Raw genomic sequence first — 12,633 nt, 5'->3', positions numbered from 1 at the left:
CGGGTATGCGTCTGGCCCGCCTAGGCGGCGTGGACCAGCGTTCCGATCTTCTCACCACGGAGCACGCGGGCGATGTTGCCCTCGCCCTCCATGCCGAACACGATCATGGGCAGCCTGTTCTCCATGCAGAGGGCAAATGCCGCCGCGTCGACGACCTTGAGGCCCATCCGAAGTGCGTCGTCGAAGGTGATTTCATCAAACTTCTTCGCCGTCGGATCGGTGCGCGGGTCGGCGGAGTAGACGCCGTCGACGCCGCTCTTGGACATCAGCACCGCGTCGGCACCGATCTCCAGAGCCCGCTGTGCCGAGACGGTGTCGGTGGAGAAGTAGGGCATGCCCGCCCCGGCGCCGAAGATGACGACCCGGCCCTTCTCGAGGTGACGGATCGCACGGCGCGGGATGTAGGGCTCGGCGACCTGACCCATCGTGATGGCCGACTGGACCCGGGTCTCGACGCCCTGCTTCTCACAGAAGTCCTGCAAGGCCAGGCAGTTCATCACGGTGCCAAGCATACCGATGTAGTCGGCTCTCGACCTGTCCATGCCCCGCTGGCTGAGCTCAGCGCCGCGGAAGAAGTTGCCCCCGCCGACGACGATGGCGACTTCGACGCCCGCGGACACCGCCTCGGCGATCTGCTTAGCGATGCCGTTGACCACGTCGGGGTCGATGCCGATCTTGCCGCCACCGAACACCTCGCCGGAGAGCTTCAGCAGCACCCGCTTGAGCTCATGACGAGAGGCCGGATCATCGACCTGAGGTGCAGTGGTCATGATTCGGCCTCTCGTTCAGCAGATGGTGTGCTTCAACGGGTGTTGCTGTGCCTGGTCGTGCGGGTGCTCAGGCGCCGATCTCGATGTGGGCGAAACGTGTGAGCGTCACTCCGGCATCGTCGAGCAGCGACTTGACGGTCTTCTTGTTGTCCTGGACCGACGTTTGGTCGAGCAGCACCGTGTCCTTGAAGAAGCCGTTCAGCCGGCCCTCGGTGATCTTGGCGATGGCCTGCTCCGGCTTGCCTTCTTCGCGAGCCGTCGCCTCGGCAATCTCGCGCTCCTTGGCGACGACGTCAGCCGGCACCTCTTCGCGCGTGAGATAGCGAGGACGCATGGCGGCGATCTGCATCGCCACCCCGCGGGCCACCTCGTGCGCCTTGTCGTTGCCGTCGTCCTCGAACTGCACGAGGACGCCCACCGCGTGGGGAAGGTCGCTGGCGCGGCGGTGCATGTAGGTGGCGACCGTGCCATCGAAGCTCGCGACCCGACCGAGCTCGAGCTTCTCGCCGATCAGGATCGCGAGGTCGGCGACGGCTTCGGTGACCGTCTTGCCCGACTCGAGGGTGGCGGTCGCGAACTCCTCCGCGTTGGCCGGCTTGACCGTGTCGGCGAGGACTGCGAGCTCCTCTGCCAGTGCGATGAACTGCTCGTTCTTCGCGACGAAATCGGTCTCGGAGTTCAGCTCGACGATGGCGTTGCCGAAGTTGGCGACGAGCCCGGCCGTGGCGTCACGCTCGGCACCACGCTTGGCGGCCTTGGCAGCCCCCGAGATGCGGAGGACCTCGATGGCCTTCTCGAAGTCGCCGTCTACCTCGGTGAGTGCCTTCTTCGCGTCCATCATGCCGGCGCCCGTTGCGTCGCGGAGCCTCTTGACCTCTGTGGCGGTGATAGCCATGTGCTGTTCCTTTACGAGTGTCTGACAGTCAGCTGGTGGTCACTTGGCGCCGGGTGCCGTGAAGCCTGCGGCCTCAGCGGACTCGGCGGTGTCGAACCAGACCTCGGCGACGGTCTGCTCGTACCACTGGCCGTCTTCAGTGTGGAAGAGACCCGAGTCGGCGTTGCCCTTGACGGTGAAGCCCTTGGGGGCGTTGCCGCTCTTGAGCGGAGCCTTCGAGCCCGGACCATACGGAGCGGCGGCGGTGGCATCCTCAGGAGCCTTGACGGCGGGGTCCTTCGACTCTTCTGCCTTCGGCTCGGCGACGGGCTTGGCAGCAGCCTCCTTGGCGGCACCTTCGGCAGCCGGGGCCTCGGTGATGACGGCATCGGTGCTGACCGGCTCGGTGAGCGTGGCTTCGGCCGCGTCCTCCACCGGTGCCTCGGTCGGGGCAGCAGCCGGGGCTGCAGCCGGAACGGCGTCGTCGGCCGCCTTGGCGATCGCGTCGGGTGCGTCGGTCGGGGCGTCAGCCGCCTTGGAGTCGGCAGCGGCAGCCTCGGCCGCCTTCGACTCGAGCAGCTCGCGCTCCCAGTCGGCCAGGGGCTCCTCGGCGCCGAGCTCGGCGCCGGGCTCCTCTTGACCAGTCTTGCTGCCACCGCGAGCGATGAGGCCCTCGGCGACGGCGTCGGCGATGACCCGCGTCAGCAGGCCGACCGAACGAATGGCGTCGTCGTTGCCCGGGATCGGGAAGTCGACGTCATCGGGGTCGCAGTTGGTGTCGAGGATGGCGATGATCGGGATGTTGAGCTTCTTGGCCTCGTCGACCGCGAGGTGCTCCTTCTTCGTGTCGACGATCCAGACGGCTGAAGGCGTGCGGCCCATGTCGCGGATTCCACCGAGGGTGCGCGAGAGCTTCGCGTACTCGCGGCTCATGCCCAAGAGCTCTTTCTTCGTGCGGTTGGATCCCGCGACGTCGTCGAAGTCGACCTCCTCGAGCTCCTTCATGCGCTGGAGGCGCTGGTGCATCGTCTGGAAGTTCGTGAGCATGCCGCCGAGCCAACGCTGGTTGACGTAGGGCATTCCCACACGCTTCGCCTGCTCCTCGATCGGCTCCTGCGCCTGGCGCTTCGTACCGACGAACAGGATCGTGCCGCCGCGGGCCACGGTGTTCTTGACGAACTCGTAGCCGGCATCGATGTAGGCGAGCGACTGCTGCAGGTCAATGATGTAGATGCCGTTGCGCTCGGTGAAGATGAAACGCTTCATCTTGTGGTTCCACCGACGGGTCTGGTGCCCGAAGTGGACGCCGCTCTCGAGCAACTGGCGCATGGTGACGACTGCCATGGTCGTATCTCCTTGTGGCACAGACGTGCCTTGTCCTGGTTGAGTGCACTGCCGGTCGGCGGTGCCCTGGCGCCCGTGTCTATGGCCCGCTCCTGCAGTGATCAACACTGCGTGAGACCAGGACCACGACCGTATTCAGCTCTCGCGTCATACGGAGACGGGCACGCGGATTTCACTCCCGGAGGAGTGATCGGCCCCAGTCTAGGGCACCGGGGCGCCCCGGAGGAAATCCACACTGCGTTGTCCGACACGCCCTGTCCACAGCCCTTGCCACGACTGGTGCGTCGGGCCCGGCAGAGGTCTTGTCTGAAGAGCATGAACAGACGTTCGTCCGCACTCGTCCTCACCCTGATGCCGATCCTCGTGCTCGTCCGGGCACCGGCGACCCTCGCCGCATCGCCCGACCCATGGTCGTGGCCACTCGATGACCACGCGCTCGGTGAGCGCTTCGATCCGCCGCAGTCCGACTACGGGGCGGGCCACCGCGGCGTCGACATCTCGGCCAGGGCGGGCGACGTCGTGCGCGCCGTCGCCGCCGGGATCGTCACCTTCGCCGGTCAGGTGGGCGGCGTGCCCGTGGTGACGATCGACCACGGTCGCGAACGTTCTACCTATCAGCCAGTCAGGTCACACATGCACGTTGGCGACGCCGTGCAATCCGGCCAGGCCGTCGGCACCCTCCTCGGCTCGCCCAGCCACTGCGCCGGGGCGTGTCTGCACCTCGGCCGCCTTGCGGGCGACGACTACCTCGACCCGCTCGCCCTCCTCGGCGGCGGTGCTGTCCGCCTGATCGACCCCCACGGGAAGCCGCCGGCCCCACCCGCCGGTGTCGGCGAGGCACGGCTGCAGCGTCCGGTCGGCGGGCCTGTCACCTCGTCGTTCGGCATGCGGGTCCATCCGGTCACCGGCGTGCGCAAGCTGCATGACGGCACCGACTTCGGCGTGCCGTGCGGAACGCCGGTGCACTCGGCCGGCGCCGGAACCGTGGTCGGACGCTCGTTCAGCGCGGCCTACGGCAAGCGGGTGACCATCCGACACCGGCCCGGGCTGGAGACGTCCTACAACCACTTGAGCGACCAGTCCGTGTCAGTGGGCGAGCGGGTAGGCGCCCGCGACGTCGTCGGCCGCTCGGGCACCACCGGGCTGTCGACGGGCTGCCATCTGCACTTCATGGTGCTGAAGGCAGGACGAGCGGTGAATCCGCAAGATCTCCTCTGATGGCGTCTGCGTCTCCCTGCGCCTTCGTTACGCGCGGCCTCGTCACGCGCGGGGATGGGCCAGCCGGTAGGCAGACCTGAGGCGCTCGTTGCTGACGTGCGTGTAGATCTGTGTCGTGCCCAACGAGGCGTGACCCAGGATCTCTTGCACACTGCGCAGGTCGGCGCCACCCTCGAGCAGATGGGTGGCGGCGGTGTGACGCAGGCCGTGCGGGCCGATGTCGGGTGCACCATCGACGGCGGCCAGGCGCTCGTGCACGACACGTCGCACGGCTCGCTGGTCGATACGGCCCCCGCGCGCACCCAGGAACATCGCAGCGCCGCTTGACTCGATCGCCGTCGACGGCCTGCCCCGCTCGAGCCACAGCTCGACGGCCTCCGAGGCCGGCAGCCCGTAGGGCACAGACCTCTCCTTGCGCCCCTTGCCGAAGACTCGCACCACCCGCCGCCCGCGATCAAGGTCGTCGATGTCGAGCCCGACGAGCTCACCCACGCGGATGCCGGTGGCGTACAACAGCTCGAGGATCGCCAGGTCACGCAGTCCGTGGGCTCCTTCGTTGGCGAGCGACTCGACCGTCGCGTCGAGCAGTGCGCGCACCTCGAGCTCGCTGAGGGCCACCGGAAGCTCGCGGTGCGCCTTGGGGCTGGCAAGCAGCGCGCCGGCGTCCGACGGGGCGCGTCCCGTCCGGGCGAGCCAGGCCGTGAACACCCGTGCAGACGTGGCACGGCGGGCCATCGTCGTGCGCGCCTTGCCCAGCGTCTGCAGGTTGGCCAGCCAGCTGCGAAGCGTACGGATGCTCAGCCCGGCTGGCTGGTCGATGCCGAGCCGCGACGCGTGGGCGGCGAGGCTCTCGAGGTCGGCAAGGTAGGCACGTACCGAGTGGGCCGACAGGTCGCGCTCGGCGGTCAGGTGCGTCTCGTAGTCGGCCAGCACTGCCGCCCATGCCTCGCCCAACCCGACGCTCTCGTGATCTGTCATCACGTCCAGTGTGCTGCGACAGCGCGGTCAGCCCACGTCGGCGCGCCGGGAGAGCAGCCACCCGGAGCCGATCCGCGACGCCAGCGCCCGCCGCTCGAGCAGTGCGAGCGCCGGCCCGACCTGGCGCGCGGAGAGGTGCGCGACGACGGCCACCTCCGATGCCGACCGTGGCTCGCTCCAGTCGAGTCCGTCGAGTGCCTTCTGGGCGGTGGGCGGGAGCCGATCGAAGTCGGTGAGGAGCAGTGGTGCCTCGTCGGCGCTGTCGGCTCCCAGCCCGCGCATCTCCTCGACCACGTCCTTGCCACTGGTCACGAGCACCGCCTTGCCGCCCCGCAACGCCGCGTGGACTCCCGTCGACTGGCGCGACGTCACCGGACCGGGGAGACCCATGGTGGTCCGACCCAGCTGGTCGGCCCAGCTGAGGGTGTTGAGCGACCCGCTGCGCGATGCCGCCTCGATGACCACCGTGCCCTGGGTCAGCGCGGCGATGAGCCGGTTGCGTGACAGGAACCGCCCCTTCATCGGGCGTTGGCCAGGAGCCTGCTCGCTCACCACCAGACCGTCCTCGGCGATGCGCGCGAGCAGTGCCCCGTGCGACAACGGGTAGTCAATGTCGGCCCCGCAGGCCAGAACCGCCACGGTGGGAGAGCCCATCATCACCGCTCCCCGGTGGGCACAACCGTCGACACCGTAGGCAGCACCGCTGATGACGGTGTAACCCGCATCTGCACAGTCGATCGCGAGCTCGGACGCGCACTCGGCACCGTACGTCGTGCACTCACGGGCGCCGACGATCGCGACACTGGTCTGGCTCAGCGCAGCCAGGTTGCTCTTGCCCCGCACCCACAGGCCGAGCGGGGCGCCGGTCGCGCCGTGCAGCGGCTCGACGTGGTCGAGGTCGGACAGTGCCCCCGGCCACCCGTGGTCGCCCGGACACAGCCAACGCAGACCCCCGGCCGCCGCCCTGGCCCTCGCCGTCTCGACGGTCCGGTCGAGGTCGTGGCCCCGCTCCGACCAGGCCTCCGGCACACGTGGTTGCCCGCGTGCGTGACGGCCGCGGACAGCAGCGACGATCGCGCCCGGCTCGAGATCGAGCAGCAGGTCGCGCAGCCGTGGGTCGCCGGGTTCGACGACGAGGCTCAGGGCCAGGCGATCCTGCCGGGTCGAGCTCACGACGCCTGCACCATGTCGCGCAGCGCCCCGCCGAGCGGCGTGCCACGGCGCAGCGCCAGGGCTGAGCCGACGTCGTCGCCCGACGGGATGTCGTGCCCCACGAGGTCGGCAAGGCTCCATGACAGCCGCAGGATGCGGTCGGCCGATCTCGCGTTGAGCTTCTGGCTGCGGAGCTGCTGGTCGGGCAGCGCCCGGCCCCTGTCGCTGACGGGCCAGTGCTTGCGCAGCTCAGTGCCCGGAACCTCGCTGTTGAGCCGCCAGGACGTCGCCCGGAGTCGGCGGGCTTGTCGCTCACGGGCCTGCGCCACCTCGCCGGCGAGCTCAGCGGTGGATCTCGCGCCGGTCAGGGCGTTGACGAGCTCGGGCCGGGACAGCGCCGTCAGCGACCGCTGGATGTCGATGCGGTCGCGGATGGGCCCCGACAACCGATCGGAGTAGCGACGACGCATCAGGGGCGTGCAGCGGCACAGGTCGCTGACCGACGAGCTGAGACCGCACGGGCACGGGTTGGCCGCGAGCACGAGCTGGAACCGCGCTGGGTAGGCCGCGGTCTGGGCGGCACGCGAGACCACGACCCGGCCACTCTCGAGGGGCTGCCTCAGCGCCTCGAGCACGTTGGAGGCGAACTCCGGCGCCTCGTCGAGGAACAGGACGCCGTGGTGTGCCAACGAGAGGGCACCGGGACGGATCGTCCTGCTCCCGCCGCCGACGATCGAGACCGCACTCGCCGTGTGGTGCGGGTCGAGAAACGGCGGCCGCAGCAGCAGCGGTGAGGCGCTTGGCAGGACACCCGCCACTGAATGAACGGCACTGACCGCGAGCGACTGCTCGTACGAGAGGTCGGGAAGCAGACCCGGCAGTCTCTGCGCGAGCATCGTCTTGCCGATGCCAGGCGGGCCGGTCATCAGCAGGTGATGCCCGCCGGCAGCCGCGACCACGAGAGCCATGCGGGAGTCCTCCTGGCCTGCGATGTCGGCGAGGTCGAGATGGGCAAGCCGCTCACCCGACGTCCAGGACATCGACGGGAGGTCGTCGAGCGGCGGCACAGGCGGGTCGTCGGGCTCCTCACCGCCGGTGAGGAGTGCCACCGCCTGTCGTAGTGACCGCACGCCCACGACCGTGATGCCCTCGACCAGCTCGGCCTCGGGGACGTTGACCTCGGGGACGAAGATGCGCTCGAAGCCTGCCTCTGCCGCGGCCAGCGTGGCTGGCAGGACGCCACGGATGGCGCGAAGCCGCCCGTCGAGCGCGAGCTCGCCGAGGAAGGCTGCGCCGGCGAGGCTCTCTGCCGGCACCAAGGACTTGGCGGCAAAGACCGCCAACGCGATGGCCAGGTCGTAGTGCGAGCCGGACTTGGGCAGCGTCGACGGCGCCAAGTTGATCGTCACTCGCTGGTCGGGCCACGTCGTGCCGGAGTTGGACACCGCCGAGCGACACCGGTCGCGTGCCTCGTTGACCATCGTGTCGGCAAGTCCGACGAGCACCGTCGTGGGCAGCCCACCGGAGATGTCGACCTCCACCTCGATGGGACGACCTGCGAGCCCGTCGAGCGTGACCGAGTGAGTCGCGGAGGCCATCAGGCGACACCGGCGATGCGCGCGACGACCGGCGCTCCACGGGCCGGCACGACCACCGAGACGACATCGATGCGCACGCTCGGCGGGTCGACGTCGTGCACCTCGAGCCAATGCGTCGCGAGCCGTCGCAGCCGGGCGGCCTTGTGACCCGTGACCGCCTCGAACGGCCCCCCGTACGTCGTGCTCGTGCGGGTCTTGACCTCACAGATGACGAGGGTCGAGCCGTCGCGGGCCACGATGTCGATCTCACCGAACCGGCACGTCCACTGCCGGGCGAGGATCACCATGCCGAGCGACATCAGGTGATGGGCTGCCACTGCCTCGCCGAAGTCACCGAGTGCCTTGTTGCGCGCATAAGTCATCGCACCAGACTTGCGACGCGGGACTGCGACCGTCAGGGACGTTCGGCCGTGCTGTGGACATCCCCGCCATTGTCAGTGGGCTGTGGACAGGTTCAGTCGGTGCCGGGCATCTTGAAGTCGGAGTCCTGCAGCTCTTCGACGTTGACGTCCTTGAAGGTGAGGACCTTGACGCTCTTGGCGAACCGCGCGGGCCGGTAGATGTCCCACACCCACGCATCGCTCATCGACACCTCGAAGTAGGCATCGCCGGTCTCGGACCGCACCTTCACGTCGACCGAGTTGCACAGGTAGAAACGCCGATCGGTCTCGACGACGTACTTGAAGATCGAGACGACGTCGCGGTACTCGCGGTACAGCGACAGCTCCATCTCCGACTCGTAACGCTCGAGATCCTCAGAGCTCATGCCTTCACCTCGGTGCTCTCGGTCATCGGTCCTCCATGGCGGCTCGTACGTTCACGTAGGTCTTGCGGTGCTCGTCGCACGGCCCGTGCAGCCGGAGCGCGTCTTGGTGCACAGCCGTGCAGTAACCCTTGTGCGTGGCGAAATCGTATGCCGGGAAGTCCCCGTGCATCTGCACCATGATGCGGTCGCGTGTCACCTTGGCGATGACAGACGCCGCAGCAATCGATGCCGCGACCCGATCGCCCTTCCACACCGCGAGCCCGGGCACCCCGAGACCGTCGACGGGAAAGCCGTCGGTGAGCACGTAGCCGGGACGCACCGTGAGACGGGCGAGAGCTCGCCGCAAGGCCGCAATATTGGCCACGTGCAAGCCCATCCGATCGCACTCGGCTGCCTGCACGATCACGACCGCCACGTCGACCGCGCGCTCCATGATGAGGTCGAAGCACACCTCGCGGCGCCGCTGTGAGAGCAGCTTGGAGTCGGCGAGACCGGCGATGGACCGATCGAGCACGACCGCCGAGGCGACCAACGGTCCGGCGCACGCCCCCCGACCCGCCTCGTCGACGCCTGCCACCGGGTGGAGGCCCTGACGGGCGAGGGCACGCTCGTAGCCGTAGAGCCCAGCGTCGCGCCGGATGGTCGCACCCTTGGCCAGACGAGTCATTTGCCGTTGACGCCGGCAAAGGCCTCGGGCTTGTGGATGAACCCGGCACGACCCAGTGGCCACACTCGGAGCCATGCCTTGCCGACCACGGTCTGCTCACGGATGAACCCGCCGCCCGGATCGCCCTGGTGCACGCGCGAGTCGGCCGAGTTGCCCCGGTTGTCGCCCATCACCCAGAGGTGGTTCTTCGGCACCTTGACGTCGAAGACGATGTCCTTCGTGGCCGACTCGTCGAGCAGGTAGGGCTCATCGAGCTTGGTGCCGTTGACGGTGAGCTTGCCGTCGCTGCAGCACTTGACCTCGTCGCCACCGACACCGACGACCCTCTTGATGAGATGGCCACCAGTCGGGAAGAGCCCCACCGTCTCGAGCGCGCGCTGCAACGGGTTGTTCGCCTTGCGCGAGTCGGCCGCGTCGAGCCACCCTCCCGGATCGTCGAAGACGACGATGTCGCCACGCTTGACGTCACCAGTCCAGTAGGAGACCTTCTGCACCAAGATCTTGTCGTTGACGAGCATCGTGGGCTCCATCGACTCCGATGGAATGTAAAACGCCTGCAGGAAGAACGTCTTGACGATGACTGCCATCACCATGGCGGTGACGACCAGGAGAATCGACTCCTGCCAGACGGGCAACTGTCTTTTCTGGCTCTTCTGGGTCACGCGCAGAGCCTAGCCGGGGCTATCAACGGACCGGCGCTCAGACGTCGCGCTTTTCCTTGATCTTCGCGGCCTTGCCGCGGAGGTTGCGCAGGTAGTAGAGCTTGGCCCGTCGGACGTCACCGCGGATGGCGACCTCGATCTTGTCGATCACAGGTGTGTGGAGCGGGAACGTGCGCTCGACACCGACACCGAAGCTGACCTTGCGGACCGTGAACGTGCGGCCGACACCCGAGCCCTGCACCTTGATGCAGACACCCTTGAAGACCTGGATGCGCGAGCGGCTGCCCTCGATGACCTTGACGTGCACGTCAAGCGTGTCACCGGCGCGGAAGTCGGGGAGGTCGGTGCGCAGTGATGCGCTCGCAACCTGATCGATGATGTTGGTCATGGTCTGCTCCTCGGTGGTGCCACAGGTCACCCACGGATCGGTTCGTGTGTGAAGGTTGAGCGGCGGTGTGCGACGGTCCCCTGCGGCAGATCCGTCCAGCGCCAAGGGTCAATGTTGCCACACGCGTGCGGTGCACAGGAAATCGCGTCGGTCGCAGGAACACCTGGCCACCGTCCAACGTTGCACCGACGTCAACCCACCGCCATCCGCAGGAGGAATCCGTGCCGCTCGTTCGTATCGACGTCATCCAGGACCGCTGGTCCGACGACCGGCTTTCCGACCTCGCCCAAACTGTGCAGGACGTGATGGTCGACGTCTTTGCAGCGCCCGAGCGCGATCGCTATCAGGTGATCAGCGAACACCGGCCTGGTCGGATCATCGCGCTCGACACCGGACTCGGCTTCGAGCGGTCTGACGACGTGGTCATCGTGCAGGTCACGCAGCAGGGTCGCAACACCGCACAGAAGACCGCGCTCTACGCCGCGCTGGCGTCACGGCTGCACGACAGCGTCGGCCTCGACCCGAAGGACCTCGTGGTCTCGGTCGTCGAGAACACCCAGGCCGACTGGTCGTTCGGCTACGGTCGCGCCCAGTTCCTCGAGGGTGACCTCTGACCGCTGTCCCCTCGCAACCGGCGCGGCGGCTCAGCCGAGAAGGTCGGGACGGCGTTCCTGCGTGCGCGCACGGGCCTGCTCGAGACGCCACGCGGCAATGGCGCCATGGTTGCCCGACAGCAGCACGTCGGGCACGTCGAGCCCGCGCCAGCTGGACGGCTTGGTGTACACGGGGTACTCGAGCAGGCCGGCCTCGCCGTGCGATTCCTCGACGAGCGAACCCGCGTTGCCCATGAAGCCGGGAATCAGCCGCACTATCGCCTCGATCATGGCCAGCGCCGCCACCTCTCCCCCGTTGAGCACGAAGTCGCCGAGAGAAATTTCCTCGACCCGCCCCCGTTCCGCCGCATGATCGATGACTCGCTGGTCGATGCCCTCGTAGCGTCCGCAGGCGAAGAGCAGGTGCGGCACGGCGCTGAGCCTCTCGGCGTCGCGCTGGGTGAAGGGGGTGCCCGACGGCGTCGGCACGATGACGACGGTGGCCCCCGTCGTCAAAGCATCGAGCGCAGCTCCCCACGGCTCGGGTTTCATGACCATGCCCGCACCGCCGCCGTAAGGGGTGTCGTCGACGCTGCGATGCTTGTCGCGAGTGAAGTCACGTAGGTCGTGCGCCGCGAACTGCAGCAGGCCGGACGACTGCGCCTTGCCCGCGAGTGACAGCTGCAGGACGTCGAGGTAGGCCGGGAAGATGGAGACGACATCGATCTGCATGCGGACCTCAGGACGTCGAATCAGTGGCAGCGTTGTCGGCCTTGGTCGGGTCGAGCAAACCGTCGATGTCCTTGACCGTGACAAAACCGCCGGGGACGTCGATCACAGGGACGAGCTCGGTGACGAAGGGCACGAACACCTCGCGACCGTCGATGTCGACGGTCAGGGTGTCCTGGTGCGGAAGATGCAAGATGCCGGTGACGACGCCCACGGCCACGCCACCGGCACGCACCTCGAGCCCGACGAGCTGGTGGTCGTAGAACTCCTCGGGGTCGTGCGGGACATCGCTCGGGTCGATCAGCATCTCGATGGTCCGACCGTGCAGGCCCTCTGCGGCGGTGCGGTCGGGGATCTCGGTGAAAGAGACGACGAGTCGTCCGCTGTGGTGTCTGGACGTCGCGATGGTGAGCGTGCGGTCGCCACAGACGACTGACGAGCCCGGGGCGAATCGCCGTTCGGGCTCGTCAGTGCGGATGTCGACGTTCAGCTCTCCGCGGATGCCGTGTGCGCGGCCGATGCGGCCGATGACGACCTGCACGGATCAGCTCCGGCGGTCGACGTCCACGAAGTCGATGCGCGCGCCGCCACTTCCGGCGATTGCGCCCGCGACCTTGCGGATGGCCGTGGCCGTGCGGCCCTGGCGACCGATGACCTTGCCGAGGTCGTCGGGGTTGACCCTGACCTCGAACAGCTCGCCGTTGCGGGTCTGCTTGGCACGCACGACGACATCGTCAGGACTGTCGACAATGCCGGAGACGAGATGCTCGATGACCTCGATGAGGGGGGCGGCCACGATCAGGCCTTGGCCCCGTCAGCGGGAGCCTCATCAGCCTTCGGCTCCTCAGCCTTGGCGTCATCAGCCTTCGGCGTCTCGGCCTTGGCGTCATCAGC

The 12,633-nt window shown here is 68.1% G+C and carries 15 protein-coding genes and 1 pseudogene; 2 read left to right on the top strand and 14 right to left on the bottom strand.

Translation table 11 applies throughout. The features are described 5' to 3' along the window. Window positions 1-20: 20 nt before the first annotated feature. From pyrH to rpsB, 3 genes and pseudogenes are all read right to left on the bottom strand, one after another. Window positions 21-770 (bottom strand): UMP kinase, encoded by a 750-nt coding sequence (gene pyrH / locus H7290_RS16750; RefSeq protein WP_290515160.1) that lies wholly within the window; start codon window positions 768-770, stop codon window positions 21-23. Window positions 771-837: 67 nt separating this feature from the next. Beyond that, window positions 838-1,665: a translation elongation factor Ts gene (gene tsf, locus H7290_RS16745; protein WP_290515159.1), complete on the bottom strand. Its 828-nt coding sequence runs from the start codon at window positions 1,663-1,665 to the stop codon at window positions 838-840. A gap of 402 nt (window positions 1,666-2,067) precedes the next feature. Then, window positions 2,068-2,988: pseudogene (gene rpsB / locus H7290_RS16740) on the bottom strand (30S ribosomal protein S2); the annotation flags it as partial. Window positions 2,989-3,303: 315 nt separating this feature from the next. On the opposite strand from rpsB, the gene H7290_RS16735 reads away from it, so the two are divergent. Next, window positions 3,304-4,206 (top strand): peptidoglycan DD-metalloendopeptidase family protein, encoded by a 903-nt coding sequence (locus H7290_RS16735; protein ID WP_290515158.1) that lies wholly within the window; start codon window positions 3,304-3,306, stop codon window positions 4,204-4,206. Window positions 4,207-4,248: 42 nt separating this feature from the next. Here the strand turns inward: H7290_RS16735 and H7290_RS16730 are convergent, their stop codons facing one another. The 8 genes from H7290_RS16730 to rplS form a co-directional block, all read right to left on the bottom strand. After that, window positions 4,249-5,184 carry a tyrosine recombinase XerC gene (locus H7290_RS16730; RefSeq protein WP_290515157.1) on the bottom strand — a complete coding sequence of 312 codons (936 nt, stop codon included), beginning with the start codon at window positions 5,182-5,184 and terminating at the stop codon, window positions 4,249-4,251. A 27-nt stretch (window positions 5,185-5,211) separates the two neighbouring features. Beyond that, window positions 5,212-6,357 (bottom strand): DNA-processing protein DprA, encoded by a 1,146-nt coding sequence (locus tag H7290_RS16725; protein ID WP_290515156.1) that lies wholly within the window; start codon window positions 6,355-6,357, stop codon window positions 5,212-5,214. Next, window positions 6,354-7,934, bottom strand: coding sequence for a YifB family Mg chelatase-like AAA ATPase (locus tag H7290_RS16720; RefSeq protein WP_290515155.1), 1,581 nt, complete (start codon window positions 7,932-7,934; stop codon window positions 6,354-6,356). The genes H7290_RS16725 and H7290_RS16720 overlap by 4 nt, the downstream gene beginning before the upstream one ends. Further along, window positions 7,934-8,296, bottom strand: a complete 363-nt coding sequence (locus H7290_RS16715; RefSeq protein WP_290515154.1) for a YraN family protein — start codon at window positions 8,294-8,296, stop codon at window positions 7,934-7,936. Before H7290_RS16715 ends, H7290_RS16720 begins: the two co-directional genes overlap by 1 nt. Window positions 8,297-8,388: 92 nt before the next feature. Further along, window positions 8,389-8,700 carry a DUF2469 domain-containing protein gene (locus H7290_RS16710; RefSeq protein WP_290515153.1) on the bottom strand — a complete coding sequence of 104 codons (312 nt, stop codon included), beginning with the start codon at window positions 8,698-8,700 and terminating at the stop codon, window positions 8,389-8,391. A gap of 22 nt (window positions 8,701-8,722) precedes the next feature. Continuing rightward, the gene (locus tag H7290_RS16705) at window positions 8,723-9,367 is read right to left on the bottom strand and encodes a ribonuclease HII (RefSeq protein ID WP_290515152.1); all 645 of its coding nucleotides are present in this window, start codon (window positions 9,365-9,367) and stop codon (window positions 8,723-8,725) included. Continuing rightward, complete coding sequence (gene lepB / locus H7290_RS16700; RefSeq protein ID WP_290515151.1) at window positions 9,364-10,029, bottom strand: signal peptidase I; 666 nt, start codon at window positions 10,027-10,029, stop codon at window positions 9,364-9,366. Before lepB ends, H7290_RS16705 begins: the two co-directional genes overlap by 4 nt. 37 nt (window positions 10,030-10,066) lie before the next feature. Further along, entirely contained in the window at window positions 10,067-10,417 is a 351-nt protein-coding gene (gene rplS, locus H7290_RS16695) for a 50S ribosomal protein L19 (protein ID WP_290515150.1), read from the bottom strand. Window positions 10,418-10,638: 221 nt separating this feature from the next. Between rplS and H7290_RS16690 the strand changes: the two genes are divergently transcribed. Beyond that, window positions 10,639-11,031: a tautomerase family protein gene (locus H7290_RS16690; RefSeq protein ID WP_290515149.1), complete on the top strand. Its 393-nt coding sequence runs from the start codon at window positions 10,639-10,641 to the stop codon at window positions 11,029-11,031. A 30-nt stretch (window positions 11,032-11,061) separates the two neighbouring features. On the opposite strand, the gene trmD is transcribed toward H7290_RS16690, so the two are convergent. The 3 genes from trmD to H7290_RS16675 are packed head-to-tail and all read right to left on the bottom strand — an operon-like array spanning window position 11,062 to window position 12,535. Then, on the bottom strand, window positions 11,062-11,742 hold the full coding sequence (gene trmD, locus H7290_RS16685) for a tRNA (guanosine(37)-N1)-methyltransferase TrmD (RefSeq protein WP_290515148.1): 681 nt from the start codon (window positions 11,740-11,742) through the stop codon (window positions 11,062-11,064). Between the two features lie 7 nt (window positions 11,743-11,749). Beyond that, window positions 11,750-12,280 (bottom strand): ribosome maturation factor RimM, encoded by a 531-nt coding sequence (gene rimM / locus H7290_RS16680; RefSeq protein ID WP_290515147.1) that lies wholly within the window; start codon window positions 12,278-12,280, stop codon window positions 11,750-11,752. 3 nt (window positions 12,281-12,283) lie between these two features. Continuing rightward, entirely contained in the window at window positions 12,284-12,535 is a 252-nt protein-coding gene (locus H7290_RS16675; RefSeq protein WP_290515146.1) for an RNA-binding protein, read from the bottom strand. Between the last annotated feature and the right edge of the window lie 98 nt (window positions 12,536-12,633).

Source organism: Aeromicrobium sp., assembly GCF_014378035.1.
In the GTDB taxonomy this organism is placed as follows: Bacteria; Actinomycetota; Actinomycetes; order Propionibacteriales; family Nocardioidaceae; genus Aeromicrobium.
Note: the sequence above shows the minus strand (reverse complement) of the source record. Positions and strands in the feature narration are given on the sequence as shown.

Bases quoted from the DNA above. Each gene is read 5' to 3' on its own strand.
- rplS (WP_290515150.1), bottom strand. From the start codon at position 10,417: ATGACCAACATCATCGATCAGGTTGCGAGCGCATCACTGCGCACCGAC.
- H7290_RS16715 (WP_290515154.1), bottom strand. From the start codon at position 8,296: ATGACTTATGCGCGCAACAAGGCACTCGGTGACTTCGGCGAGGCAGTG.
- pyrH (WP_290515160.1), bottom strand. From the start codon at position 770: ATGACCACTGCACCTCAGGTCGATGATCCGGCCTCTCGTCATGAGCTC.
- H7290_RS16710 (WP_290515153.1), bottom strand. From the start codon at position 8,700: ATGAGCTCTGAGGATCTCGAGCGTTACGAGTCGGAGATGGAGCTGTCG.
- tsf (WP_290515159.1), bottom strand. From the start codon at position 1,665: ATGGCTATCACCGCCACAGAGGTCAAGAGGCTCCGCGACGCAACGGGC.
- H7290_RS16705 (WP_290515152.1), bottom strand. From the start codon at position 9,367: ATGACTCGTCTGGCCAAGGGTGCGACCATCCGGCGCGACGCTGGGCTC.
- H7290_RS16735 (WP_290515158.1), top strand. From the start codon at position 3,304: ATGAACAGACGTTCGTCCGCACTCGTCCTCACCCTGATGCCGATCCTC.
- H7290_RS16730 (WP_290515157.1), bottom strand. From the start codon at position 5,184: ATGACAGATCACGAGAGCGTCGGGTTGGGCGAGGCATGGGCGGCAGTG.
- H7290_RS16720 (WP_290515155.1), bottom strand. From the start codon at position 7,934: ATGGCCTCCGCGACTCACTCGGTCACGCTCGACGGGCTCGCAGGTCGT.
- trmD (WP_290515148.1), bottom strand. From the start codon at position 11,742: ATGCAGATCGATGTCGTCTCCATCTTCCCGGCCTACCTCGACGTCCTG.